The following is a 26,289-nucleotide window of genomic DNA, read 5'->3' as shown; positions in this document are numbered from 1 at the left end:
TTGATGATCAAGTGTTAAATGAAAGAAGGGTTAGAAGTTTAAGGAAAGGCGGGAGCTATTATCAAACATAGGAATAAGTCTAAAAGGATATTATTGATTTCATTGATGCTGTTGGCAGTAGTTATCATTGGTGCGGTGGTGCTTGGGGAACGCGGAGGAATAATGAGTAAATCCGAGAGCTCTTTCAAAAGCCCTGCTGAACCGTCGCCCCTTATCATTACACATGAGAATAGTACAGATGCTATAGAGAACTATGTCATTCTAAAGACGAGCTGGAATGGAGCGGACTATGATCGGGCTTCCTTTTACTATGCGGCTTGGCATAGTGAACCTACGCTTCTAACGGGTCTGCGCCGCTTGAAACCAGGGGAGAAAATGCAGGTCGACTTTGGAGATTACGCACCGAGTGATGTCACAGTAAAGATGGCTTATCTAACTGAGAGCTTTGATGAATCGCAGCTTCCAATTGTAGAAGTTCCTGTAACACTCGTGGAAGGGAAATATGAATTTGTGAACCCTCCAGCATCCACCAGTGATATTCCCACTTCGGGTCGCGTCTTTAGTGTTATAGCTAGATGGGGTGAGAATATCTGCGAATATGTCTTCGCCTCAGATGGCAAGTTTGATAACTATGAATATGATTTGTGAGGTTAGTCGAAGATAAGAGATGTTCTAAAGCCGGTCCGGTTTTGGAATATCTCTTTTTTTGTCTCGATTTTAGACAAATCTAACGATGTGTCTATTTTTTAGACAATGTACCGTTATTGTCTAGTTGGGGAGGACTGTTAACCTGATTAACCATTTAGAGCTAAGTTTAATTAGATCGAGAGACGGATGAGAGAATACCCGTTTTTAATATTATGAAGACAACTTTAAGACGAGGGAGGAGTGAACGTCATAGGTACAGAAACGGAAGAACTGAATTATGATGACATTCAAGGAATCGTCTTACAAGAACGCCCTACCCCTTACGTAGGGACCTATGTATTGCTATCTATCGATCATCAACAGGACGGGAAAGTGATGCTGAAGCGGCTTCTCGACGAAGTGACGTCGGCCGGACAGTGGAGTAATCCTCACGAAGGTGCTTGGGTCAACGTTGGTTTTACTTATCAAGGACTCCAGAAGCTGGGGATTCCTCAGGAGTCGCTCAACAGCTTTGACCTGGAGTTCCGGGAGGGAATGGCTGCCCGGGCCGCTAGGCTAGGGGATGTAAACGAAAGCAGCCCGGAGCACTGGGAAGACCCGCTGGGTACTGAGAAAGTCGATGTGGCGCTTGCTCTGTTCGCGCCCACCAAAGAAGCGCTGCTTCAAGCAGAAGAAGCAGCCCATCGAATCCACTCCGAACTGAATGGTGTATCCGTAGTTTACCAGTTGGATGTCGGAATGAATCCTGACGGACGTACTCATCTGGGCTTCATGGATGGAATCAGCAATCCGAGAATCGAAGGAAACCATATACCCAATGCGGTGGGGCAGGAAGCGGAGATTAAAGCCGGTGAATTCCTGTTCGGGCATTTAAATGAATCCGGCACTATAACACAGGGACCACAGCCGGCAGAACTTGGCCACAATGGAAGTTACCTCAGTTTCCGTAAATTGCATATGAGGGTCGCGGCTTTCCGTCGTTATTTGCGGGAGCATGCGGACAATCGGGAAGAGGAAGAACTTTTGGCCGCTAAAATGGTAGGAAGATGGCCGAGCGGAGCCCCTTTAAGTCTGGCTCCTGAAGCAGATGATCCGGCACTGGGCGAAGATGTCAGCCGACGGAACGCATTTACGTATGGGGATGATCATAAAGGGTTGAAATGTCCGGTAAGCTCGCATATCCGTCGTGCATATCCCCGTGACAGCTTGCAGGATTCGGTTGTTAATGTGAACATCCACCGGTTGCTCCGGCGGTCAACGATGTACGGCCCTATACTGCCAAAAGGTGTAATGGAGGATGATGGTCAGGATAGAGGCCTTATTTTTGCAGGTATATGCAGCTCATTGTCCCGCCAATTCGAGTTTATCAAGACCGATTGGTTAAATGGAGGCAATTTCGCGGGCATGTCAACCGAGAAAGACCCTATTACCGGTAAGAATGAGGGGGAAGGGATGTTTACCATTCCGGACAAACCTATTCGCCACCGGATGAAAGAAATTCCAAGTTTTTCAATCACCAAAGGCGGGGAGTATTTCTTTGTTCCCAGCATGACTGCATTACGGTGGATGGCAGAGTTGGATCAACATATATCTAAGGAGGAATTAACATGTTAGAAGGACAAGATCAGACTAATCCGATTACAAGCGCTGGACGTGCCGGCCTGCGGGAAGGTGAAATATCTGAGCTTACCATCATTGCGCCGCTTAAAGAAGGTGGGGCGGATCGTCTCCGTGAGAAGCTGAAAAAAAGCGCATCAAGACAAGCCGAAACGATGGCGAAGATCGCGACCGTTCACGACATGCGCTTCGTAATCTTTGATAACGACACCCGGCTGTTGTTCGCGACGGCTTATGATGGCGACTGGGATAGTTATATCGATGATTTTGGAACTGAAATTCCAGAGTTGTTGAATAACATGTTTAATGAAGTGAAGGATTTTCCGGGAATTGAATCTTCGGAAGCGAAAGATTTCATCGCCAACCATCAGATCACTGCATCCGGCTGGTACAGTGCTTATCCCGATGCCACGGTCAGAGATATTTGGCGCGGACAACGAATTACGAAGGCCTGGAACGACCTGCTTGACGCATCACAAAGCTAAATAACTAGAAAAAGGGGGCCTTGTCCCCTTTTCCTTCCTGATAAATTACAAAGAGGTGAACGAAAGTGAACAATAATAAATCAGTGTCGTCTGAACTCGCAGAAGAAGCGGTAAACTCCATTGAGGAGGTAGCAGGCAAATATCCGGGTTATCGACGCGCGCACGCCAAAGGTGTTGTCTACCAGGCGGTGTTCACCCCTAACGGCCAAGCGGGCCCTTTGACAACAGCGGCATATTTGCAAAATCATGAGGTGCAAGCTCTCGTACGCTTCTCCAATAGCTCGACTAATCCATCCATCCCTGATGTTTTTTCGCCTGCAAAAGGAATGGCGGTTCAGTTTGAATTGCCTGATGGGGGCGTGACAAGTTTGGTGACAATTACATTGCCGATCTTTTTTGCCAAAACACCGCAATCCTTTATTAATATCTTGCGTACAATTAAAGAAAATTCGTTTGAGGGAGCGACCATTGCAGACAAATTTAAAGCGGTCATGGAGAAGTATTCGGAAAGCCGGGCTGGGCTTCAAGCCGTGAAAATGCTGCAACCGCCACTCAGTTTTGCAACCAACCGTTATCATTCCATTCATTCCTATTACTTCACCAATGCTGCTGGCGAGCGGCGGGCTATTAAATATGAGTGGGAACCGGAAGCGGGTCTGCACTTTCTGACCAAGGAAGAGGTGGAGAATCGATCTCCCGATTATTTGGAGGATGAACTAATCGAGAGACTGTCCAAAGGTCCTGTGGCGTTTGAATTGACAGTAATCCTCGGACAGGAGGGAGATCCTACGGATGACCCGACGTCTGCTTGGCCCGAAGACCGGGAACGGATTGTCGTCGGCCATTTGTCGATCACCGGCGTGGCAGACGAGAAGGCTCAAGAGTACGTCTTTGATCCGACGGTTGTACCTGCCGGCATTGAATGCTCAGAAGATCCTATTCTGAACTTCCGTCATGATGCCTATGCGGAGTCACATTCCCGTCGAAGTAATAATCAGTAAGCATTTATTTTATATTCTATGAATATGATCGGGCTGTCCTAGAATGTCTGCCGACATCCTTAGGGCAGTCTTTTTAGGTATGCCTTGTGACACTCTTGTAACAGAGATTGGCTACGATAGGTTACGAGGTGAGAGAATGAAGAAGTTTAAAGGATTTATCGTATTGATTTTGTTGGCAGTCGTAGGGTGCAGTGCAGCAACACCACAAGCAAATCTTGAACCGGAGAAGGAGGTAAAGAAAGAGGTCAATGAGAAGATCGCTTTCTGGGATCAACAGCGAAAAGGAACAAATTTCATGAATTCCAAATCTATACCCGAAAATTATGATGCGGCGAAAGAAAATAATATAGAGTTCATTCGACTTGCGCCAGATAAATGGGCAAAAGATAGTGATTTCCTGTTTAACGATCAACCGGATGCTAATCCAGATAAAGACTTTTTAATAGGGAATGCAGATAAATACGAGGGGCTTGTTGAGGACGATTTTACAGCGTTAAAAGCAGACTTGGATGCAGCCGAGGCACGGGGTTCAAAAGTAGTGCTGACAGTCCTTAGTCTGCCCGGCGATCGGTGGCGGCAGTTTAATAATTATACAAATGATGATCGAATCTGGAAGGATTTCAGCTATCATGAACAAGCGGCAACGTTTTGGAAGGATCTTGCGGAAAGATTAAAAGATCATCCTGCGGTGGTCGGCTATAATCTGATTAATGAGCCACATCCTGAACAAGCAACTGGATTTAACGATTTCTGGACAGAGGATTACAACGAGTGGTATAGCTCAGTGGAGAATACTCCGGCGGATTTGAATCTTTTATATGAGACTATTGTGACAGCGATTCGAACCGTAGATACGGAAACCCCTATTATCGTCAATTCTGGTCTGTATGCTACACCATGGGCCTTTAAATATTTGAAACCCATCGATGATGCAAATGTATTATATGCTTTTCATATGTATGAACCCTACGAACTTACCAGCCAAAATAAGAAGAAAGGCTTAACCTATGAATATCCTGGAACGGTTAAAGTAGGTGAGGAGAAGACAAAAAAAGCATTTAATAAGAAAGCTTTAAAGGATTTTCTAGAACCTATCGCACAGTGGGCAGAAAAGAATAACATCCCTGCTAATCGTATTGTCGCTGAAGAATTTGGCACGAACCGGCTTGTAAAAGGTGCAGATCAATACTTGGCTGATTTAATCTCGATTTTTGCTGATTACGGCTGGCACTGGGCGTTTTATGCGTTCCGGGAGGATACTTGGGATGGCATGGATTATGAACTTGGCACTGAGTCTCCAACCTGGGAGTATTGGGAAGCGATAGAGAAGGGTGAACAGCCTGATCGAAAGACAGTCGATAACCCGATATGGAACGTACTGACGAAGGGGCTAGAGAAGTTGCAATAACGTAGCATGAAAATATATGAAAAGGTGAAACCTGTAAAGGATTTCGCCTTTTTCTTCTGATAACTATAGGAAGGAGAATCTACTTTGAATATTTTAATTGCGGATGATGAGAAACACATGACCACTATATTGAAGACTTATTTTGAAAAAGAAGGCTATAACGTTTGGACAGCAGCGGATGGTGAGGAAGCGCTAGAGCTCTTTTTTTCCAATAGGATTGATCTTGTGGTGCTGGATTGGATGATGCCTAAGCGAAGCGGGCTTGAGGTTTGTAATGAAATCAAGAAGGTTAGTTTGGCTAAAGTTGTAATGCTGACCGCAAGGTCTTCCCATGATGATGAATTCAGTGCCTTGGATATAGGGGCAGATGAATATATAAGAAAACCATTCGACCCAAGGATTTTGATGCTTAGAATTAAAAAAATGCTAGGCACTGAAAAAGTGGCTGCGATTAGGGATTTAGAAATCGATTTTGAGCGGAAGAAAGTGTACAAGAATGGGGCCGAACTGGCGTTATATAAAAAAGAATTTGAATTGCTAACCTTCCTGTACGAGCATAAAGGACGCATTTTATCCAGAGATGCCTTATTGTCTGCGGTTTGGGGAATGGATTATCTGGGCGAAGAAAGAACGGTAGATACGCATATTAAGAGGCTGCGCGATAAGATTGGGGCCGACCACGTGATCACGCATAGGGGAATGGGGTACAGCTTCCATGATAAAAATTCATAAAATAAGTACGAAGTTATTGATCATGGTGAGCATTATTTTGCTGATTGTTTTTGGTACGTCTTATTTCCTGCATAACTATTTCTCAGCAGATTATTACCTATACAAAATGAAAACCAAGATCAACAGCATTTATGACGAAGTAAAGGATCTCCGTTTGGATCAACTCATGGAGAATGAAAGCAGGATCGAGAACAATAATAACGTAACGATTGTTAGGGTTGAAAACAGTGGAAGTACAGCAGAAATTAACGAAAATATTCAATTTGCGTTGTTTAAAGATAAGGTGGCACTTAATAAATTTTGGATCACAGATGAGGTATTACAAAAAGTAAAACAAGGCAACGCGGTTAATCTTTTATTTAATCAGGGCAAATTGAAATCGAGTCTGTTAACGAAAATATACGAGCAGGATAGCAGCCTAATCCTCATAGGAACTGTGGTTGTGCACAATACAGATGCCTTGACCCTCGTAAATCAATTCAGCTTTTACTCCATTCTACTGGGGATTATTATCAGTTTGCTGTTAGTGGCTTATTTTTCAAAAAAGATCATTACACCGTTAGAACAATTGCAGGATGTCGCAAAGGATATATCCAATCTCGATTTTAAACAAGTGACGATTCAAACGGGGGATGAAATCGAAGAGCTCTCGAAAAGCATCAATCAGATGAGTCAGCGTCTAAAGAGCACTCATGCCAAATTGGAGGAGAAAAATCAAAGTTTAAATACCCTTATCTCAAGCATTTCACATGAAGTGAAAACACCATTATCCTTAATCCAAGCATATACGATTGGCATTCAGGACGGTCTGGATGATGGCATGTATACGGATATCATTTTGGAGCAAGTGAAGTATACGTCGGATATGGTGGATTATTTAATTAAATTGTCCAAGATCCAGAAGTCAGAAGTGCATAAAGAGCCTTTTGATCTTAAAGAGCTTCTGCTAAAAGTGATCTCACAATATAATATTACGTTAAAAAATAAAAACATAACCTTAATGACCGACTTTCATTCGCTTGAATCCTCTGTCGTTGAAGAAGATATCAGCCAAATCGAGATAGTATTCAACAACTTAATTAGTAATGCCATTAAATATGGTGAAGAGAATTTTTTTGAAATAAAACTACGGAGTGACACTACGCGTACATTAAAATTCACGATCTCCAATAAAACCACTCGCCTGAAAACGGAGCATTTAGCGTATATCTGGGACCCATTCTATGTAATTGAAGAGTCTCGAAATAAAGAAATCTCCGGTACTGGACTTGGCCTGTCCATCGTCGCGGAGATTCTTGGCAAAAATGATCTGAAATACGAGTCCAGATTAGAGGACTCGTATATTAGTTTTAGTATTTGGTTTGAAGTTAAGGAGGGAACTTTGGAACTGTAGGAGCGTTAGCGTTCGCCTGAAAGCTTTCCGAAGGAAAGCTCGCATCGGAAGCATAAGCTGTCTCCGGATGTTATCCGCTGATAGCGGTAAAATCAAAAACATCTGGAGACAACAGCGACCGAAAGTCCAACATTCCCGCACAACACCTTTTCCCTGAGTGGCTTTAATTTAACTTCAATAGCGCCGCATTATCAATAAAAGTAGCCGTATTAAAAAGCAGCAAGACATCCTTGATGTCATTTTGAGCCATATAATCACTGATGTTTCCATTATAATAACGGATGTCGATCACATAGATTTCAGGCACATGCTGAGTCAGGAAAGGAATAACGCTATGTGCATAGGAGTCCTTGATGACGAGCAGCTTTTTCTGTTTGACCGTTGTTGGATCAAGCTGGCTGGTGATTTTCATGAGCGCATGTACGCCCCCTAAGAAATAAGAGTACTTATCTTTTTTCGCCAGATAACTTGAGTCATACATACTTGTTAAAGTCTCACCGGTATCTTCAATGTACATTTGGGTGGATACCTCATGATTAGGTTTGTACAATTGAATGGAATCAGGTGAGACCCCGATAAATTGCCCCCGGGTATGATAGCTTCCGAGAAATGAATTACTCACAGTCTGAATCTGGTATTCGCTCCGGGACAGAGGCTGCCAGCCCATGCTTTGAGCATAGGCTGCATAAGCTAAGTAGGCACCGTAGGTTGTCCAGTGATGGTCGGTGCGATAGTAAATGGGCTCTGCGGCATGTGGGCTAAGCACATCAAATCCATCTATAAAAGTAAGGCTATCCCCTACATCCTTAGCTATTGTTTGATTCACCTCAGCTTGCGAATAGACAGGAGCTAACCAGGGCAGACGTTCCTTGTACAAGCCAACCGATGTAGGTGCGAGTAAGAAAGTGGTGTTTGCATCAGGATTGTTATCGGCAAAGCGTTTCACAGCTGCTGCATATTGCTGAACTTTAGTGTAATCAGGTGCTGCGAATTTTTCGAAAAGATAGCCGTCTTTTCCTTTATAGATTCCGTTATTCTCTTGCTGCAGCCTCATCTGTTCCACCGCCGATTTCACCCATACCCATTTGGCCCGAAATGGAAAATGATCGGTTACAAAGCTTTCGGCCTCTTCCGCATAGGTGTGGGATAATAAATTGTCCCATGTCAGATGGGGGGCCTTTTGCAAATACCGGTTCTCAAGCTCAGAGAAACGCTGAACAGGCAGTAAGAAAAAGAGGATAGCGACCAGAAATAACGTTGCAACAAATCCCCCAACCAGGATTCGATCCGTCTTCTGCTTCATAAACAATCACCCCCTAATGGTTAGAATCGGAAATATAAAAATGGATTAAAGGTTGCATCTACTAAGTAGGCAACAGATAGGAAAAATAACACGCCATACCAAACAAGAGCAGGAACCGATCTAGAATCCATCCGCTTAGAGAGTTTCACAGGTGTAGAGGCAAAGGTTAACACCACGAGTAGAATCGCGTTCGTGTAAGTGAAGTATAAAGTGGTATTATTCCATAACGGCTGTCCATTAAAGCCAAGCATCGCTTGGAAGTAGCCAATGACCAGAGGAAGTTCTTCAAAAGCGAATAAGACCCATCCGATGAGTATAAGTACTACGGCATATAAATGCCTTGTCCAACGGGGGAGACGGCTTAGCAGCTTTAATCCCCACCATTTTTCAAAGATAAGAATGACCCCGAAGTATAATCCCCAGAGCAGAAAATTCCAGCTGGCCCCGTGCCAGATACCCGTGAGCAGCCATACGATGAGGATGTTGCGCACTTGAATGCCTAACCCCCGGCGGTTGCCTCCAAGCGGGATATAGACGTAGTCACGAAACCAACTGCTAAGGGAAATATGCCATCTCCGCCAGAAGTCAGTAATACTCTGAGAGATATAAGGTTTGTTGAAGTTCTCGTTAAAGCGGAAGCCGAACATGAGACCGAGACCAATAGCCATATCCGAATACCCGCTGAAGTCAAAATAGATCTGAAAAGCAAACGCAATAATCCCAAGCCAAGCGGTTAAAGCAGGCAGGGAATCTAAATTGGAGCTGGATATGGTGTGCCAGAGCAGACCGATGTTGTTGGCGAGCAGCACTTTTTTGGCTAATCCGATTATGAATCTCCGTACACCTTCTGCGAACATGGGGATATCGACCGAACGTTCACGTAGTTGCCCGGCAATGGTGTTATATTGAACAATCGGACCTGCTACTAACTGTGGAAACAGCGCTACGAATGTACCAAAATCAATCCAATTGCGTTGTGCTTTCGAAGTTCCTCTATAGACGTCAATAATATAGGACATGGATTGAAAAGTATAAAATGAAATCCCAATAGGTAAAGGTAAATCCGTTAAAGGAATATGTGTACCGAGGAGTCCATTTATATTTCGGATGAGAAAATCTGCGTATTTAAAATACGACAATAAGCCTAGATTAATAATGACGGAACTAACCACAATCCACTTGCGCTGCACCGCAGTCAGCTTTGGTCTGCTGAGCAGTAGACCAAAGCTGTAATCTGTAATGGTGGACAGCAACATGATAACAATGTAGACAGGTTCGCCCCAAGCATAAAAAACCAGGCTGCTTAAAAACAATATGAGGTTTTTGATTCGCCAGGGCGAAACATAATAGAGCGCTAGGACAGCCGGCAGGAATAGGAATAGGAAAAGTAGGCTGCTGAATACCATGGTTATTTATTTTTCTGTGAAGTAAGTATCGAAGTCTGCTACGAGTTTATCTTGATCCGCAGGATCAGCAATAACGAACAGGAAATAGTTACCCTTTTTAATAAGTTTATAGTTCTTGGCATTTTCGTATTGATCAGGCAGATAGGTTTCGAATTGTTTTTGGACATCTGTTGCACGCGCTTTGATGGCATCCTCAACAGTGGTCATATCTTTTACATCTTTAACTTTCAGAACCGCAATTTCGTTAGTCTTCACATTCATCATAGGCATTCTAATGCTATAATCTTCAAGCAATTCTGGGTTGAGATGATATAGCTGTTCAACTGTAGCCGCATCAAGCTCCATTAAAGATGGCTGCTCTACTTTGCTCAGCATTTGATCGACCATTTCTTTTGCAGTCAGATTCGTTTCAATGGCAGCTTCATTGTTACTGTTGTTGCTGGAACAGGCGCCAAGCACCACACTTAGTACAATGGTTAACGCTAGCATGAAGGTATGCTTTTTCAACTTAGGTCACTCTCCTTGATGTATTGTCTGAATTTCTCTAGTTACTAACGTATATAGTCGATAGAATGTTGCGCTGGATACTTACTCCGGATACTTTACCCATATTTTTGCGGAAATATGATATTCACATGAATTCATGCAAAGATCTTCCTCTCTTAGCTTGCGCAATGGTTGGTTATACTGTTACTGTAAGATAGATAGTTTTTAATAGAAGGGGATTGAACGGAATGATCGAAGAACTGAACAATGAACTACCGGAGAATTATGAGGAATTAAAGAAAGCTGCCAACCGCTCTGCGGATTGGAGAGCGCGTCTAGAAGCAGTTGAAGAGCTGGGACAGACCAACCACAAACAAATTATCGATATCCTGACGCGTTTAATGGAGAGCGATCCTGTATATACAGTTCAAGAAGCTGCTTACCTTAAGCTGAAGGCTTTTGGTGAAGACGTTAAGGTGCCATCGAAGAACAAGCCTGAGCTAGTTAAAGGCGTATCCAAGATCCTGCTGAGAATTAAAAAGAGCCTGCCAAGAGATCATTCTTACGAGGACTTCAAAGAGAAGCTGAAGAAGATGAGAGTTGACGTGTACGACGCTTATGAAGGTGAAAAAGGCGCTGACTTCGATACGTGGCTGATGAAGATGTGGACTTCCGCAAATAAGTAAAGGATGACAATATGCACACCAATAAATTGACAGAACAATTCCAAGAATACCTTAAGCTGTCCGCAGAATTACGCCCTGATTATATTGCCAGCTTGGGCAAGGGTGGTAACGAAGCAAAGATTACGGCAGTTTTGCCGGAGACTCCTGAACTGCTGAAAGCTATTTATAGCACTGTCTCAGGGACAAGCAGTGAGGAAGAGGAACCAAGCCTTATCGAATTTATTCCAGGGTACCGCCTGATTCATATGGATGAATATGAAGAGGAGATGAAGGTATTAGCTGGGATATTGGAGGAAAAAGGTCAACATCCTGATGGAGTTATCTTGCCTATCTTAACGAACTATGGCAGTGATTTCATTTGTTATTATAAGTCTGCCGATGGTGTGGAACAGGTATGTGACCTGCTCCATGATTTCGGCGATTTAATCGTGATGTATGATTCGCCCGATAAATTCTTGGAGACCTTATGCGAGTTCTACAAGCAGGAGGTTTATTTCCTGGATGAAGAGGGCTACCTCGATTGCGATTTAGTATTAGAAGGTGAAGTTGGCGCGTCGCTGAACCCGGATGCGAAATATTGGTCCGAGTAACGACCTGATGCCAAATAAACAAGAGCAGCAGTCCATTTATGGACTAGCTGCTCTTTGTTTTTTAATAAGGTAATCTTTATGGCTATGTTTATTCCTGCGCAGCTTGGTTCTCCTGTTCACGAAGCTCTACTCGCCGTATTTTACCGGAGGTCGTCTTCGGAAGATCCTGAATAAACTCGATTTTGCGCGGATATTTATAAGGGGCTGTCCACTCTTTAACATGGGATTGCAGCTCTTTTACAAGCTCTGGTGAACCAACAATCTCATCCTTGAGTACGATAAATGCTTTAACAATGTGCCCACGGATCTCGTCTGGACTGGCTACGACCGCACATTCCTTAACGGAGGCATGCTTCATCAATGCTTCTTCTACCTCGAAAGGACCGATAGTGTAACCTGAGCTAATGATAATGTCATCCCCACGACCCTCGAACCAGAAATAACCATCTTCATCTTTTTTTGCCCGGTCGCCGGTTATGAAGAATTCGCCGTGTGTGGAGCTTTCTTTTCTACCGGGATCTTTGTAATAAGTGTGGAACAGGGCTGGCATACTCAAATGTACGGCAATATCACCAACCACTCCAGCAGGTAGTGGCTTGCCGTCTTCGTCCACAACCTCGACTAAGCCGGGTGCGATTGATTTACCCATAGAACCAATGCGTATTGGAGTATCTTTGAGTGTTCCGATAATTAGGGTGCTCTCCGTCTGGCCGTACCCATCACGGATTGTGATATCGAATTCACGCTGAAAGGTGTTAATGACCTCTTGATTTAATGGCTCTCCGGCAGATACTGCACAACGCAGGGTAGACAAGTCGTAACGACCTAAGTCTTCTGTTTTAGCCATTAGACGATATTCTGTTGGGGTGCAGCATAATACTTGAATTTTGTGATCCTGCAATAGCTGCAAATATTTTTTGGGATGAAAGGATCCACTATATACAAAACCTGTAGCTCCGTTGCCAAGAACGGTTAAGAAGGGACTCCAGATCCACTTTTGCCAGCCGGGAGCTGCTGTTGCCCAGACGGTGTCAGATCCTTGAATATCCAGCCATTGAGGTGAGGTGATCCGCAAGTGAGCATAACCCCAGCCATGACTATGAACGACCGCTTTAGGGTTGCCGGTAGTACCTGAGGTGTAGGCGAGAATAGCCATATCATCCCGGCGGCTTGCGACAGCTGTGAAGGTATCTGGTTGTCCAACCATCAGATCTTCTAGATCCAGCCAGCCTTCACCGAGTTCGTCTGAGCTGCCAGATACGGAAAGACGGTAATCGAGAGCAGGAAGATCCTCTGAGATTTTATTCACTTCCCCGGTTACTTCGGACCAAGCAATAACCGCTTTGGCTTCAGAATGGCGCAGGCGGTAGGATAAATCTTTGGCACGCAGCATTTCTGAGGATGGAATGATGGCAAGTCCTTGTTTCAGACAAGCTAAATAGATGACATAAGCGATGATGCGGCGTGGAACCATAACAAGAACACGATCCCCTTGTTGCAGCCCAAGCTTCGCAAGTCCTCCGGCTAGCCGGTTAGCTTGTTTGCGTAATTCACCGTAAGTAATTTCCTCATAATCTCCTTGCTCATTTAACCACTTAAGCGCAATCTTCTCAGGAGCATGGCTTTCCATTTCCGAAGTGAGATTGTAGAACTCAGGTGCGATCCATTGCTGATTATCCAATATGAACCTCTCCTATATCAAACAAGATGTGTATAACTGTTCTATTTAGTATATCACGTTATCCTAGTACCAGGTACTAGTACCTTGAGTTCTTAATGAATTTCGGGTTAAGATAATATGTGTAAGGTATACTTATAATAGACCACAAATCCAGAAAGTGAGAACTTATGTTATGAATCACACAACTTTTGATGAAATATTCGCTATTATGGAAGCCTCATTTCCTACTTCTGAGATCAGAACCTTTGAGGGACAACAGGAGTTATTGGACGTCCCAGATTATCGTCTCATTACCGAGATGAACTCTGAGGGTAAAATTGTTGCTTTTATGGCCTGCTGGGAGTTTCCCGGCTTTCGTTTTGTAGAACATATAGCAGTCGACCCGGGCATCAGAGGTGGAGGAATCGGCAAAAAACTGATGACTGAATACATCAGTCTATCTAACAAGCCTGTCCTTTTGGAAGTTGAGCGGCCACTGGGTGAAATGGAGCAGCGGAGAATTGGCTTTTATGAGCGGCTGGGCTTTCATTTGAACCCTTACGATTATGTGCAGCCTCCTTTGCGTGAAGGAAATGAAGACTTACCACTCTTAATTATGACTTACCCTAACCCTGTTGATGAAGAAGAATTCCAACTTTATAGAGAAATTTTATATTCGGAAGTGTATAAGGTTACAACTCCGTATCAAGGTTAAAGCTCTCAGCAATCCGTTAAATCCTTATGGGATAAGCGGGTTGCTGTTTTTTTTATACAAACCAGAGCTCCAGATGAATAGTTTCTTTACAAATTGGGTACAAGTTAAATACAACTTAGAGACATATTCTTTTAAAACTTGAGCTAAAGTAAAAACCGAGATTGATCTTCTAAGGAGGCATAACATATGAAAAGTAAAAAGATTATTATAGCAACGATGGTATTTGGGATGGCAATCACAGGTTCGGCTGGTGTGTACGCAGGAACTAAGCTGCAAAAAATCACCGCATACCTCAATCACAGCATTGGATTTAAAGTGAATGGTGCAGCTTATACACCTGTTGATAATAAAGGTAACACATTAGCTCCGATTACTTATAACAATACAACCTACCTTCCTGTACGCGCCTTGGCTGACGTATTGAAGGTGCCAGTGACTTTTGATGCAGTGGCGAATCAGGTCATTCTGGGTACTGGAACTGTGGTGCCGGATAAAGATGCATTAACACCAGTACAGTACAGCAACGCTCAAAAAGAACAAATTTCTAAAGCTTTCGCAAATTTCGATGGGTTTAAGACGGTTTATGCACCAGCACAAATGGTGAGTGGAGATGCTTTTCAAAAAGCAGCTAGCTCTGAAGATGGAGTGTACTTTTTGTTCAACCATATGAGGGTGAACGTTTCTCCACGTGACTACTCCTATGATTACAAAGGCGATACCATAAAGCTTTCCAATGGTACAGAAGCTAAGTGGTACAGCCCTACCAGCGATTCATTGTTTTTGACCTATAAACTGGATGATCGTTTTGTGACGATTAGTTCTCCAGACAAGGCTTTGAGCAAGGCGCAATTAGAGAAGGTAGCCGTGAATGTGGTGAAATGGAGTAAATAACTCCTTTGAAAGCAAGCTCAATATACAAAAAGTAAAGCAGCAAGTCACTCCGATCCGGGAGGGCTTGCTGCTTTTTTTGTTTTCGTGTAGGCGTGTTCTATTTACTGTGCTGTTTATTAGGCAGCTTTTGGCTTGGTGTTCCTTTACCGTGATTCTGTTTGTTCTTTTCTGCTTTCTTCTGGGTGTCGTGTACTTTGTCTACAAAAGCTTGAGTATCGTCCATGTTTGTCCTCCTTGATCATAACCTTGCCGTTACTGTAACCACTTTTGCCTGATTAAATACACAAGCCGTTTTTACAAACTAGTGGATCAATCCGTACATTGTGAAAATATTTAGTAGTTACTATGAATGGATGCAAGCATTTCATAATAACAGTAAGGGAGACTGATTATGAACAGGTTATTAAAACAAGCAGTATCCATGACACTAGCCTTCGTTATGGTACTGGGACTTACATTTACAGGAATGCCAGCTTTTGCAGAAGACAGCAATGAGGATGCTGGATTACTGCAATTACAAACGCTAGAGCCAATTACACTACTGGCGGGCAATTCTACATGGAAATATCTAGATAACGGAACGGATCAAGGTTCGGTATGGCGGTCTGTTTACGATGATTCTACATGGGCATCAGGCCAAGCGCCGCTTGGTTATAAAGATTCTGGGGCCGGAGTCAGCAGCAAGCAATTTGGTGCTCTGAATACAAATATAAGCTACGGCTCGGATAAAAAGAAGAAATATCGTACTTCCTATTTCCGGACAAATGTAACTGTGAATAAGGAAGAGATTACGAAATCGGATAAAGTATTAGGTAATTTTGCATTTGATGACGGAGTTGTGCTGTATCTGAATGGTGCAGAAATCTACCGCGAGGCTATGCCTGCTGGTGAAATCGACTATCAGACACTTAGTACAACTAATGGCAGTGATCCAAATGAGTATACAAAGGTTGACCTAACGGAAATCGTAAAAGCCAATCTGAAGGATGGAAGTAATGAGCTTTCAGCTGAAGTTCACCAGACGGGCGACACTAGCTCTGACCTTTATTGGGATATGAGCCTGATTGCTTATCCTGTAGTGGAGACAGTAGAACCTGGAGTTGGGAAGCCTGATTCTATCGCAATTACTTTTAATGGCAACCCGCAGACTAGTATGGGATTCAACTGGTATGCACCTGAAAGTGTGACTGGCACCAAACTGGAAGTAGTAGAAGCTTCTAAATTGGAGAATGGCCAGTTTCCAGCGGCAGGAGCTCAATTGTATGAAGGAACATCCGTTACAACTAGTGTGTACATGACAAAAGCGGATAAATCTGCTAAAAAACCAGTTGTGCTAACCAGCCATAAGGTAATAGCGGATCATCTGCAGCCGGGAACGGAATATGCTTACCGTGCTGGGGATGGACAAGCTGATAATTGGAGCGACGTAGGAACTTTTAATACAGAAAGCTCCAGTAATCAGGCTTATAAATTCTTATACACAACGGATTCCCAAGGAACAACTGAAGAAGATTTTGATATCTGGAATCATACCCTTCAAGAAGGATTAGCTAAATTCCCGGAAAGTGAGTTTATCCTGAATTCTGGTGATTTAGTGGATAACGGTGATATTGAGGAGCAATGGGGATGGTTTTTCAATAAGCCTAAGGATATTTTAGCGAATATTCCGTTGGTTCCTTTGGTAGGCAACCATGAAAGTAAAAATTACAGCAATTATAGCGCTCATTTTAATTTGCCGAATGTTTCGAATACAGGTGCAAAACCTGATGGTTCTGTATATTCTTTTGACTACGGTTCAGCGCACTTTATGGTAATTAATACAGAATATTATGGTGCAAGCTCGAATCTTGAGAATAACGAAATTTACAATAAACAAGTGGAGTGGCTTCGTAGCGAAGCGGCAAAAAGCAATCAGAAATGGAAGGTTGTGCTTCTGCATAAATCTCCTTATTCCGTTGCCAATCACACCAATGATACAGATGTACTCTTTTACAGAGCGCAATTAACGAAGGTGTTTGATGAGCTTGGTATCGACATGGTAATTGGCGGGCATGACCACACCTTTGCTAGAAGCTATCAGATGTACAACAACAAGCCATTGACGGATATTGTTCCGGACTCAAACGGAGTAGTAACTGATCCTAAGGGTACTTTATACCTGATTACAAATGCAGCGGGCAATAAGAAATACAACGTAGCTTCAGGAACATTCCCTTTTGCAGCTAAATACGGACAGCCTGGCAAGGAAATGTTCACGGGGATGACGGTAACGAATGATGAGCTTTCTTACGAAGCCTACACCACAACAACTGGTGGTTCTACAGACTTGTATGATAACTACAGCATTCATAAATCGGAAGTAGCAGTTAAACCTGTGCAAAATGCAAAGGCTACTGCAGCAGATGGTGGTAAAATAACGTTGACTTGGGATGCGCCTGCTTCCGGTGCACCAGTGTCTGGATATCGTATTTATGAGCAAAATGATCTGGTATCCGCAAATTGGACGGCCAGTGTTCCTAATGAAGAAGGTAAAACTTCTTATACTTACACTGTAGAAAATACTAATCCAAACCAAACCTATCAATTTGTTATCAAAGCTGTAAGTGAAAGAACAAATTCAGAAGCTGCTATCGCTTCAACGGATTCGATTAAAAAGGTTACAGTTACCTTTAATGGCGACCCAGTGAGTGCAAAAGGCTTCACTTGGTACACAGCGTTGAAGTCTACTGGAAACGATCTGCAGGTTGTAGAAAATACGGGCGTTACTCCAGACTTTGCTAAGGCTGCTAAGTTTACAGGACGTTCGGCGGTTTCCAGAAATTCAAAAGATGAATTAGTTCATAAAGCGGAAGCTTCTGGCCTGAAAGCTGATACAAAATACTACTTCCGTGTAGGTGATAAAGGACTAGGCCTGTGGAGTGCAGTGGGAACTTTTGAAACTGCCGCTAAGACAGGAGCATTTACTTTCATCGATTTGGCTGATACACAGGCTAAGACCGAAGATGAAGCGATTCTTTCCGGTGAAACGATGGCAAAAGCACTTACGACGTTCCCGAATGCTGAGTTTGTGGCGATTAACGGAGATATCGTAGATACCGGAACCAATGAATCACAGTGGAATTGGCTGCTTGGTCATTCACAAGATACCCTGCTTAACACGACCATCGTGCCTGTTGCGGGGAATCATGAGGATAAGGCAAATGCCTTCTATGAGCACTACAATATTAAGGAAGCACCGGGCTCTGCAACAGAAACTGGAGCATATTATTCCTATGACTACAGCAATGCTCACTTTGTAGTCCTGAATACAAATGAAAATTCCGATGAATTTGCTAACTTCAGCCAAGCACAGTTGGATTGGATGAAGGCTGACGTAAAAGCAGCGAAAGCTGCTGGAGCGAAATGGATTATCGTAGCTATGCATAAAGGTCCATACACAACCTCTAACCATGCTACCGACAAAGACATTATGGGTACAAATGGAGAAAGAGCGAAGGTTGCTCCAATGATGGCTGAACTGGGCATTGATTTAGTTCTTCAAGGCCACGACCATATTTATGCGCGGACCAAGCCAATTAAAGCTGATGGAACTGCGGCAGACACAGTGAAGATCAAGGAAAGCTTCAATGGTCAAACTGTAGAGTACACAGTAAATCCAGATGGAACAATCTATCTGATCCCAGCTACAGCGGGAGCGAAGGTCTATTACAAGAACATGAAACCAGAATTGGGAGATGCGTATTATAATCTCTTCGAAGTAGCAAATGAGAATACAGCAGCTAAATACGGACCGGACCCAAGTGATGCTACGCGTCCAAAACGCGGTCAAGTTCAGACCTTTGTAGGTATTACTGTAGATGCTGGTAAATTAACAGCTGTATCCTATGAGATCGATCAGAATATTAATGATGCTAAACCATATGTTCTGGAAGAGTTCGGTATTATTAAGGAGTCAAATCCTGAAGTAAACCCAACACCAGAACCTACAACAACGCCGACAACGGAACCGACGACAGCACCAACAACGGAACCGACAACGGCGCCAACGACAGCACCAACAACGGAACCGACAACGGCGCCAACGACAGCACCAACAACGGAACCGACAACAGCGCCAACAGCAGCACCAACAACAGGATCATCAACAGGACCAGTGACAACAACAAAACCGACAGCAACACCAACGCCAACAGTAGCACCAACAGCTACACCAGCACCAACAACGGTGCCTACACCATCTGCAACGCCAGTAGTCAAACCATCATTGACGGATACCGGCAGCCATTGGGCAGCAGCGGCTATTGAGAAGGCAGTAGCAGGAGGCTTCGTTAGCGGTTATCCGGATAATACTTTCCGTCCTAATCAGAAAGTAAATCGGGTTGAATTTATCACTATGCTGGCTCGTGCCCTGCAATTGCCGGACAGTGGTAGCACTTCAAGCTTTAAGGATTCAGCGAAGATTCCGGCATGGGCTAAGTCCTTTGTAGCTCAGGCAGTAGCTTTGCAAATTATCAGCGGCTATGACGATGGTACCTTCCGTCCTACGCAGGAGCTTACTCGTACAGAATTGGCAGTTATGGTTGTTAGGGCTCTGGGCATTACAGTAGATCCAAAAGCGACCTTAACCTTCAATGATGCTAAGGATGTACCCGCATGGGCAGTGCCATATATTGCGGCAGCAGCAGAAGCGGGCATTGTGAATGGCATAGGACAAAACCGTTTCGCACCTAACCAGGTAGCGTCCCGGGCCGAAGCAGTAACAATCATTCTGAACCTGCTGGAGAAGCAAGGAAAGTAACTAAATCGGATCGTTTGAAAAAAGATTGCCTCAAGGTCATCGTTGATGACGGAGAGGCAATCTTTTTTTCGTAGCTGGGTAGTGTGAGGGAGGCGGCGATACGGTGGTGTGGCGGAAATGAGAGGTAAAAGTGCCTCTGATTTGAGCGAATACGGAGGATTGGCGTGAAAGAGAGGCAAAAGTGCCTTTGAAATGAGCGAATGCGGCGGAGTTGCAGTAAAGAGAGGCAAAAGTGCCTTTGATTGGAGTGAATGCGGCGGATTGGCGTAAAAGAGAGGCAAAAGTGCCTCAGAAATGAGCGAATACGGCGGATTGGCGTGAAAGAGAGGCAAAAGTGCCCTTGAATGAGCGAATGCGGCGGTGCGGCGGACATGAGAGGCAAAAAAGTGCCTCTGATTGGAGCGAATGCGGCGGATTGACGTGAAAGAGAGGCAAAAATGCCTTTGAAATGAGCGAATGCGGTGGATTGGCGTGAAAGAGAGGCAAAAATGCCTTTGAAATGAGCGAATGCGGCGATTGGCGGAAATGAGAGGCAAAAGTGCCTTTGATCTGAGTGAATACGGCGGAGTGGTGCGAAAGAGAGGCAAAAGTGCCTTTGAAATGAACGAATGCGGCGGATTGGCGTGAAAGAGAGGCAAAAGTGCCTCAGAAATGAGCGAATGCGGCGGTGCGGCGTAAAAGAGAGGCAAAAATGCCTTTGATTTGAGCGAATACGGCGGAGTTGCAGTAAAGAGAGGCAAAAGTGCCTCAGAAATGAGCGAATACGGCGGATGGGCGTGAAAGAGAGGCAAAAGTGCCTCAGAAATGAACGAATGCGGCGGATTGGCGTGAAAGAGAGGCAAAAGAGATTACACTCCTTCATCCTCTTTATATTTTCAACCAACATATGTTTAACGACCCACTCATTGCCAGGATATCGAGCCCTGATAGCACGATAATCTTTAATTTATCCAGCATATCTTTAATTTTGCGGCTATTTGTAAGGAAAGATCTGGGTTAGATTAGGGTGGACTAATCAAAGTAAGGCAGGAGGGTTGCCGACAAAATTGAATGCGCTTGCACAAACGGGATTGAATATAGAATGTGCTTGCACGAATGTGGTTGGATACAGAATGTGTAGGCAGAAGAGAGTAGAAGCAGAAGAGGGTAGGAGCAGCAGAGGGACGGGACAACAGAAGTAATCTACTTGCTGTTCGGCGACATAGTGAGACACATTACGCTTCATGGATGAGAGTAACCGAAACAACTACAGGACGAGGAGAGTGGAAAATGAACCTTCACACCGGTAAAAAGGCGCGTCGTAAGCTGACATCAGCTGTTCTGGCGGCAGCTTTGCTAGTTTCAGGACTTCCCCTAACGGCTTACGCCGGCGATACGTGGCCTTTTACAGGAGACAGTGCGCCGGGTGCCAATCAGCCTAATGTACATGGATATACGAGCAGCCATATTGCGAACTGGAGTCCGGCAACCGATCCGGATGCAGAGCTGTTGAGATCGCGGGTGCCGCTGCAAAAGCGGAATGCCCCATTTGCTGCAACCCAAGCTAACCCAGCGCTTAGCGCAGATACACAGATGATCAACGTTGCTGGCGACTACGGGAATGCTTTTATTGAGAACGCGCCGTATACGAACAAGTTTGCGCAGTATCATTTTAACTTTTGGCAATATATCGATTACTACTCCTATTGGCACGGTACAGCGACTGCGTACACCCCGCCGGAATATTATGATGAATTGGCCCAGAAGGACTGGCAGCAAAAATGGTTCGAATTCGGCATGCTGAACATCCCCAACCCTACCTACACCGATGCAGCGCATAAGAACGGCGTGTTGTCATTGGCGGGAATCTTTTTTTCCAATAATGACCGTGGACAGCAGACGTACAAACAAATGATAGTTAAAGATGAGAATGGTAATTTTCCGGTGGCGGATAAACTGATCGAGATGGCCGGGTACTTCGGGTTTGACGGTTATTTTGTAAATCAGGAAGAGATGAATCCGAATGTAGCGACCCAGGATATCCCCGATTACACCGCTTTTATGAAGGTGCTGCAAGAGGGCGGCCTGTATGTACAGTGGTACGACTCGCTGAACACCAATACCGGTGCTAATACGTTCGCCCGGACGATTAATGATACCAATATCTCCTTTTTAGTGGATAAAAGCACCAAGGAACCCGTCTCCAATTCGTTTTTCTTCGACTACGGGGCTGGCAATACGCAGATTACCAACGCGGCTAATTACTTAAGCAATCTGAATGCCAGTCTGGGAACAAGCTACAACTTGTTTGAAGTTGGTTTTGCAGGGCTGGAAGCAGGCCGTGACCGGTTCAAGTCCGTTAACGGAACAGCGTTGATGAGCAAGCTGGACAGCAATGGCTTGCCACGGCTCAGCTTGGCTACACTCGGTGCAGACTTTGTTCATGCCGGTCTGGATGAGGACATGAACCTGTCTTACCCGGTCTCGCACAGATCCGAAAATGGCTACCAATGGATGACAAAACTGCGTGAGCAGCTATGGTGGTCAGGCCCGAACGTGGACCCTAAGAATACGGTCAAATCGGCAACCAATACCGTGTCCGATGTTTATGCCGACAACCGTTACTGGCCGGGAATCTCGTCCGTCATTGCGGAGCGTTCGGTAATTAAGGACAAGAACTTTTACACCAACTTTAACACTGGACAGGGCTTGTCCTATTCCGTGAACGGTGAAGTATCGAACCCGGATGAGTGGTCTAATATGAGCCTGCAGGATATCCCAGTGACTTGGCAGTGGTGGCAGGATACTGCTGGCAATAAGCTTACCGTAGATTTTGATTATGGACCGGAGTACAACCTTGCGGGTACAAACCGTTACAACTATGAGCAGATCGGTGCGTATAACGGTGGCAGTTCACTGGTGGTGAACGGCAATCTGAATGCGAAGAACTTCTTACGTCTGTACAAAACAGAGCTGGAGGTCAACGGCAACTCCAAGCTGTCGATCAGCTTCAATAAGCCATCTGCCACGGATGCTTCGGCGATGGCGGTAGGACTCATCCTGGCTGATGATCCGAATACCGTAGTAGAGGTCGCTGTTCCAAACAGTGGTCAGCACTCGGAAGGTTGGGTGACAAAGGAGTTGGACTTGAGTGCATACGCGGGTCATAATATTGCAGCCCTTGGACTGGTCTTCGATCCCGGGCAAGGAACAGCGTCCACCTATCAGATGAACGTCGGACAGCTGCGCGTTTATGACGGGTCTGCCGTAAAGCCCGCAGCTCCTGCGGAATTAGCAGTTGCGGAAGCTTTTACAGATACAGGTGAAATGGTTGTGAAGTGGAAGCTAGATCCCGATTACACTAAGATCAAGCAATATAATGTGTACGTGAATGATGTATTTATGGGCGGCAAATACGATGAGGTGTTCTATCTGAAGCATCTCCCGGTGAAATCTGGAACCCTTAAAGTGGTTGCAGTGGGTGCGGATGGAGTGGAGGGTGAAGCGGCATCGTTGGCTTTTGATCTGGATGCGGCGGTTTCCGGAGTGAAGGTGGATTCAAGCGCGGACGGGGAGTTGACTGTGAACTGGACGAACTCCACCCAAGCTTCCGGTGACATTACCGTTCGAGTGCAGTCTTTGAATTGGATTACGACATCCGAACCGGTGTCACAGCAAGTGGTTGCCCCGGCAGGTGCAAGCACTGCGCTGTTAACGGGGATGCCGGTAAACGGCGATGATTACATTGTCACCGTTACCGCAGGCAACACCGATCCAGTCTCGGTCAGCGGCCGGTTCATCGACACGGTCGCGGAACCTTACGCGGAAGAATGGTCCTGGACGGACGGCAAACTGAATCTGCCGATGCCGAATACCAGAGACTGGCGGTATATGTATGTGTATGAAGATGGGAATCCGAAATCTTTTGCCACAACGTATAGCTCTGGCAATAAGCCGATGATTATCCGTGGACGGACAACTAAGGCGAGCTTAAGCTTTACCTCGACGGCAAAAGTTGTGCATGTGGTGATGGAGGATTATGCAGGCAACCGCTCCAAACCGGTCTATCTGAAAGGCAGCTATCCCGTTCTCTTTGATGCTAATGGGGGTGAACCAGCAAATACTGTGGCCGAGGCTGTGTATGGCACTTTGCTCTTGGAGCCTACGGGTATTGCCAGAGAGGGCTATGACCTGGAAGGCTGGTACGTTGGAGAAGGTGAAGGTGCGCGAAGATGGAATTTTGCCGAAGATCTAATAACCGGTGAACTGAACTTACAGGCGAAGTGGGCCTTGCAAGCTCCAAAGGTGAAGATCGTAGGGGAAGGCTCCTTTCGTGAAAATACGTCCGCGACACTAACGGCAGTTGCCACTGGCGCAGGGCAGCTGACTTATGCCTGGTATGCGGACACAGGCAGCGGTTATGGAGATGCGTTGGGAATGTCCGCCTCCTATACTATCCCTGCTTTGACTACAGTGATGGATGGCGATAAGTACAAGGTCATCGTCACCAATGAATCTGGTGGCAGCAGTGAAGCAGAGTACACACTTAATGTAACTCCGGCTGAAGCACCATGGGAAGTGCCTGATTTCATAACCGATCTTCCGTCTGCACTTGATGTCATTATGGGTGAAGAAGTGAAGCTGTTCGTACAGATCCGCGGGGATGTGGAATCAATTCGCTGGGAGACGAAGGCAGCAACCGCAGAGGAATGGACTGTGGTGGAGAGCGTGACTTCGGCGGTATACGCGTTTACAGCTTCTGAAGCAGACAGCGGTACGCAGTTCCGTGTGGTTCTGATTGGAAAAGAGGGAACGGAGCCTTCAACAAGAACCGGTAATGAACTTACGGTGACAGTACATCCGGCACCCGATGCGCCAGTTATCACCTCTAATAGCGTAGATAAGAATCCGGCAGTTGTAGGTGATAAGGTGTCTTTTGCCGTAGTAGCTTCTGCAGTTTATGGCGAGTTAAGCTACCAATGGTTGAAAGACGGGCAGGCCATTGAAGGTGCTGTGGAGCGTGATTATACGATTGCTTCTGCAAAAGAAACGGACAGCGGCGAGTACACGGCCGTAGTCACCAACACCAAAATACTGAATGGCCACCCTTATACGGCTGTTCAAAAGAGCGGAACTATTGATTTCAAGGTCCACAATACTCCTGTATCTACACCGCAGCCGACATTGGCTCCAGGGACAGGTATGGGAACTGGTGGGACGACTCCGGCAGCGACAGCAACGCCGCTTCCAAGTCCTACTAGCACAACTTTGACAGTTCCAGCAAGTGCACTCAGTACATCTACTGAGAACGGCAAAGTGACGGTAAATGTGCCGGCAGGCGTTACAGCTATTGAGCTGCCTGTGAATGCAGGTGAATTGCTAGGGATCCATCAACTTGAATTGGCTGCCTCGGGAACCACACTTGGTATTGCGCCGGAATTGCTGGTGCAATTGAAGGCTCTGCTTAATGAAGCCCAAGCTTCAGGCGGCAAGATTCAGGCGAAGCTCAGCCCGGAGACTTTGAACATGAGCACACTGAAAGCAGAGCGTGGGGTGGACTTGCGGGGTACGGGTATGACGTTTGATCTGAGCATCATCGCGGGAAATGGCACATCTAGCCGTCTTCCAAGCTTCAGCAAACCAGTAACCTTACAATGGAGTGCAACAAATACGGATTATAATACTAATTTGCTTGGTTTATATGCTATTGCTGAAGGGGGTTCGCTTACCTATCTCGGCGGAGTGTACGCGAATGGCTTCCTGCAAGGGGAGTTTAGCGGAACAGGCAGGCTGGCTGTGCTGGAGTACAATAAATCCTTCGCTGATGTTCCGTCTACTCACTGGGCTGCGGACACTATCCGCCAGCTGGCGGCTAAACATCTGGTACAAGGCACTTCCGAAAATGGATTTGAACCCGCCCGCAGTATTACAAGAGCAGAATTCGTGAAGCTGCTGGCTGGCGTGCTGGGACTGCAAGATCAGGCGGAATTGAAATTTAGTGATGTGCCTTCTGGTGTCTGGTATGAGCAGGACCTGGCGCGCCTGGTCCGGGCAGGTATTGTAGGCGGACGCACTGCTGAGCACTTCGATCCGAGTGCGAACATCAGCCGCCAGGAGATTGTCACTATGCTAATGCGTGCCTATGTGCTGGAGCATGGAACGCTTCAGTCATCAGCTCCGGCAACATTTACCGATTCCAATGAGGTAGCAGCCTGGGCGGCAGACAGCGTGAATGCTGCGTCATCACTGGGTCTGTTGAATGGCCGCACGGACGGGAATTTTGTTCCCGGTGGCTTGGCCACCCGTGCCGAGGCTGCGCAGTTCATCTTGAATTACATCCGGTAGATGATATAGCCCCACCACGGTCTGCCCAAGGAGCCCTTTGCTCCATGGGCAGACTGTCTTTGCTTGGCGGAGGATTGCAAGCTTTTACCAGCCACAGGCAGGAAGCACCTCATGCTATACTTTATCCATAATGACAAGCAGCGAAG

18 protein-coding genes are annotated in these 26,289 nt (G+C 45.4%); 13 read left to right on the top strand and 5 right to left on the bottom strand.

All coding sequences use genetic code 11. The features are described from left to right. The first annotated feature begins 93 nt into the window (after positions 1-93). The 7 genes from MHH60_RS16680 (at position 94) to MHH60_RS16650 (ending at position 7,284) form a co-directional block, all read left to right on the top strand. Positions 94-648 carry a hypothetical protein gene (locus MHH60_RS16680; protein ID WP_076138467.1) on the top strand — a complete coding sequence of 185 codons (555 nt, stop codon included), beginning with the start codon at positions 94-96 and terminating at the stop codon, positions 646-648. A gap of 240 nt (positions 649-888) precedes the next feature. Further along, positions 889-2,262, top strand: coding sequence for a Dyp-type peroxidase (locus MHH60_RS16675; RefSeq protein ID WP_081389175.1), 1,374 nt, complete (start codon positions 889-891; stop codon positions 2,260-2,262). After that, positions 2,256-2,750 (top strand): hypothetical protein, encoded by a 495-nt coding sequence (locus MHH60_RS16670; protein ID WP_111502622.1) that lies wholly within the window; start codon positions 2,256-2,258, stop codon positions 2,748-2,750. The genes MHH60_RS16675 and MHH60_RS16670 overlap by 7 nt, the downstream gene beginning before the upstream one ends. Before the next feature lie 65 nt (positions 2,751-2,815). Continuing rightward, on the top strand, positions 2,816-3,751 hold the full coding sequence (locus tag MHH60_RS16665; protein ID WP_076138466.1) for a catalase family peroxidase: 936 nt from the start codon (positions 2,816-2,818) through the stop codon (positions 3,749-3,751). A 136-nt stretch (positions 3,752-3,887) separates the two neighbouring features. Beyond that, positions 3,888-5,159, top strand: a complete 1,272-nt coding sequence (locus MHH60_RS16660) for a glycoside hydrolase family 5 protein (protein WP_076138465.1) — start codon at positions 3,888-3,890, stop codon at positions 5,157-5,159. Positions 5,160-5,243: 84 nt separating this feature from the next. Beyond that, the gene (locus MHH60_RS16655) at positions 5,244-5,891 is read left to right on the top strand and encodes a response regulator transcription factor (protein ID WP_036684906.1); all 648 of its coding nucleotides are present in this window, start codon (positions 5,244-5,246) and stop codon (positions 5,889-5,891) included. Continuing rightward, a complete protein-coding gene (locus MHH60_RS16650; RefSeq protein WP_081389174.1) occupies positions 5,875-7,284 on the top strand; it encodes a HAMP domain-containing sensor histidine kinase in 1,410 nt (469 codons plus the stop codon). The genes MHH60_RS16655 and MHH60_RS16650 overlap by 17 nt, the downstream gene beginning before the upstream one ends. Before the next feature lie 163 nt (positions 7,285-7,447). Here the strand turns inward: MHH60_RS16650 and MHH60_RS16645 are convergent, their stop codons facing one another. The 3 genes from MHH60_RS16645 to MHH60_RS16635 are packed head-to-tail and all read right to left on the bottom strand — an operon-like array spanning position 7,448 to position 10,500. Beyond that, a complete protein-coding gene (locus MHH60_RS16645) occupies positions 7,448-8,587 on the bottom strand; it encodes a DHHW family protein (protein WP_076138464.1) in 1,140 nt (379 codons plus the stop codon). A gap of 20 nt (positions 8,588-8,607) precedes the next feature. Next, complete coding sequence (locus MHH60_RS16640) at positions 8,608-9,993, bottom strand: MBOAT family O-acyltransferase (RefSeq protein ID WP_076138463.1); 1,386 nt, start codon at positions 9,991-9,993, stop codon at positions 8,608-8,610. Positions 9,994-9,999: 6 nt separating this feature from the next. Then, the gene (locus MHH60_RS16635; RefSeq protein ID WP_076138462.1) at positions 10,000-10,500 is read right to left on the bottom strand and encodes a DUF4358 domain-containing protein; all 501 of its coding nucleotides are present in this window, start codon (positions 10,498-10,500) and stop codon (positions 10,000-10,002) included. A gap of 227 nt (positions 10,501-10,727) precedes the next feature. Here MHH60_RS16635 and MHH60_RS16630 point away from each other — a divergent pair, with 227 nt between their 5' ends. After that, positions 10,728-11,165, top strand: a complete 438-nt coding sequence (locus MHH60_RS16630) for a HEAT repeat domain-containing protein (RefSeq protein ID WP_036684913.1) — start codon at positions 10,728-10,730, stop codon at positions 11,163-11,165. Positions 11,166-11,176: 11 nt separating this feature from the next. After that, on the top strand, positions 11,177-11,755 hold the full coding sequence (locus MHH60_RS16625) for an SMI1/KNR4 family protein (RefSeq protein WP_076138461.1): 579 nt from the start codon (positions 11,177-11,179) through the stop codon (positions 11,753-11,755). Positions 11,756-11,843: 88 nt separating this feature from the next. Here the strand turns inward: MHH60_RS16625 and mbcS are convergent, their stop codons facing one another. Continuing rightward, positions 11,844-13,439, bottom strand: coding sequence for an acyl-CoA synthetase MbcS (gene mbcS / locus MHH60_RS16620; RefSeq protein ID WP_076138460.1), 1,596 nt, complete (start codon positions 13,437-13,439; stop codon positions 11,844-11,846). Positions 13,440-13,608: 169 nt separating this feature from the next. On the opposite strand from mbcS, the gene MHH60_RS16615 reads away from it, so the two are divergent. Both MHH60_RS16615 and MHH60_RS16610 read left to right on the top strand, forming a co-directional pair. Next, the gene (locus tag MHH60_RS16615; protein ID WP_076138459.1) at positions 13,609-14,130 is read left to right on the top strand and encodes a GNAT family N-acetyltransferase; all 522 of its coding nucleotides are present in this window, start codon (positions 13,609-13,611) and stop codon (positions 14,128-14,130) included. Positions 14,131-14,316: 186 nt separating this feature from the next. Beyond that, positions 14,317-15,021 carry a hypothetical protein gene (locus tag MHH60_RS16610; RefSeq protein ID WP_076138458.1) on the top strand — a complete coding sequence of 235 codons (705 nt, stop codon included), beginning with the start codon at positions 14,317-14,319 and terminating at the stop codon, positions 15,019-15,021. A gap of 97 nt (positions 15,022-15,118) precedes the next feature. Here the strand turns inward: MHH60_RS16610 and MHH60_RS16605 are convergent, their stop codons facing one another. Beyond that, the gene (locus MHH60_RS16605; RefSeq protein WP_051491363.1) at positions 15,119-15,244 is read right to left on the bottom strand and encodes a DUF4023 domain-containing protein; all 126 of its coding nucleotides are present in this window, start codon (positions 15,242-15,244) and stop codon (positions 15,119-15,121) included. Positions 15,245-15,412: 168 nt separating this feature from the next. Here MHH60_RS16605 and MHH60_RS16600 point away from each other — a divergent pair, with 168 nt between their 5' ends. Both MHH60_RS16600 and MHH60_RS16595 read left to right on the top strand, forming a co-directional pair. After that, the gene (locus MHH60_RS16600; protein WP_076138457.1) at positions 15,413-19,819 is read left to right on the top strand and encodes an S-layer homology domain-containing protein; all 4,407 of its coding nucleotides are present in this window, start codon (positions 15,413-15,415) and stop codon (positions 19,817-19,819) included. Positions 19,820-21,088: 1,269 nt separating this feature from the next. Beyond that, a complete protein-coding gene (locus MHH60_RS16595) occupies positions 21,089-26,143 on the top strand; it encodes an endo-beta-N-acetylglucosaminidase (protein ID WP_081389173.1) in 5,055 nt (1,684 codons plus the stop codon). The last annotated feature ends 146 nt before the right edge of the window (positions 26,144-26,289 follow it).

The sequence above is a fragment of the Paenibacillus sp. FSL H7-0716 genome, assembly GCF_038002705.1.
Lineage (GTDB): Bacteria > Bacillota > Bacilli > Paenibacillales > Paenibacillaceae > Paenibacillus_AQ > Paenibacillus_AQ odorifer.
This window is presented reverse-complemented; position numbering and strand designations above follow the sequence as displayed.

Excerpts from the sequence above, each read along its gene's own strand:
- MHH60_RS16670 (WP_111502622.1), top strand. The coding sequence starts at position 2,256 with ATGTTAGAAGGACAAGATCAGACTAATCCGATTACAAGCGCTGGACGT.
- MHH60_RS16660 (WP_076138465.1), top strand. The coding sequence starts at position 3,888 with ATGAAGAAGTTTAAAGGATTTATCGTATTGATTTTGTTGGCAGTCGTA.
- MHH60_RS16650 (WP_081389174.1), top strand. The coding sequence starts at position 5,875 with ATGATAAAAATTCATAAAATAAGTACGAAGTTATTGATCATGGTGAGC.
- MHH60_RS16645 (WP_076138464.1), bottom strand. The coding sequence starts at position 8,587 with ATGAAGCAGAAGACGGATCGAATCCTGGTTGGGGGATTTGTTGCAACG.
- MHH60_RS16640 (WP_076138463.1), bottom strand. The coding sequence starts at position 9,993 with ATGGTATTCAGCAGCCTACTTTTCCTATTCCTATTCCTGCCGGCTGTC.
- MHH60_RS16630 (WP_036684913.1), top strand. The coding sequence starts at position 10,728 with ATGATCGAAGAACTGAACAATGAACTACCGGAGAATTATGAGGAATTA.
- MHH60_RS16625 (WP_076138461.1), top strand. The coding sequence starts at position 11,177 with ATGCACACCAATAAATTGACAGAACAATTCCAAGAATACCTTAAGCTG.
- MHH60_RS16615 (WP_076138459.1), top strand. The coding sequence starts at position 13,609 with ATGAATCACACAACTTTTGATGAAATATTCGCTATTATGGAAGCCTCA.
- MHH60_RS16610 (WP_076138458.1), top strand. The coding sequence starts at position 14,317 with ATGAAAAGTAAAAAGATTATTATAGCAACGATGGTATTTGGGATGGCA.
- MHH60_RS16605 (WP_051491363.1), bottom strand. The coding sequence starts at position 15,244 with ATGGACGATACTCAAGCTTTTGTAGACAAAGTACACGACACCCAGAAG.
- MHH60_RS16600 (WP_076138457.1), top strand. The coding sequence starts at position 15,413 with ATGAACAGGTTATTAAAACAAGCAGTATCCATGACACTAGCCTTCGTT.
- MHH60_RS16595 (WP_081389173.1), top strand. The coding sequence starts at position 21,089 with ATGAACCTTCACACCGGTAAAAAGGCGCGTCGTAAGCTGACATCAGCT.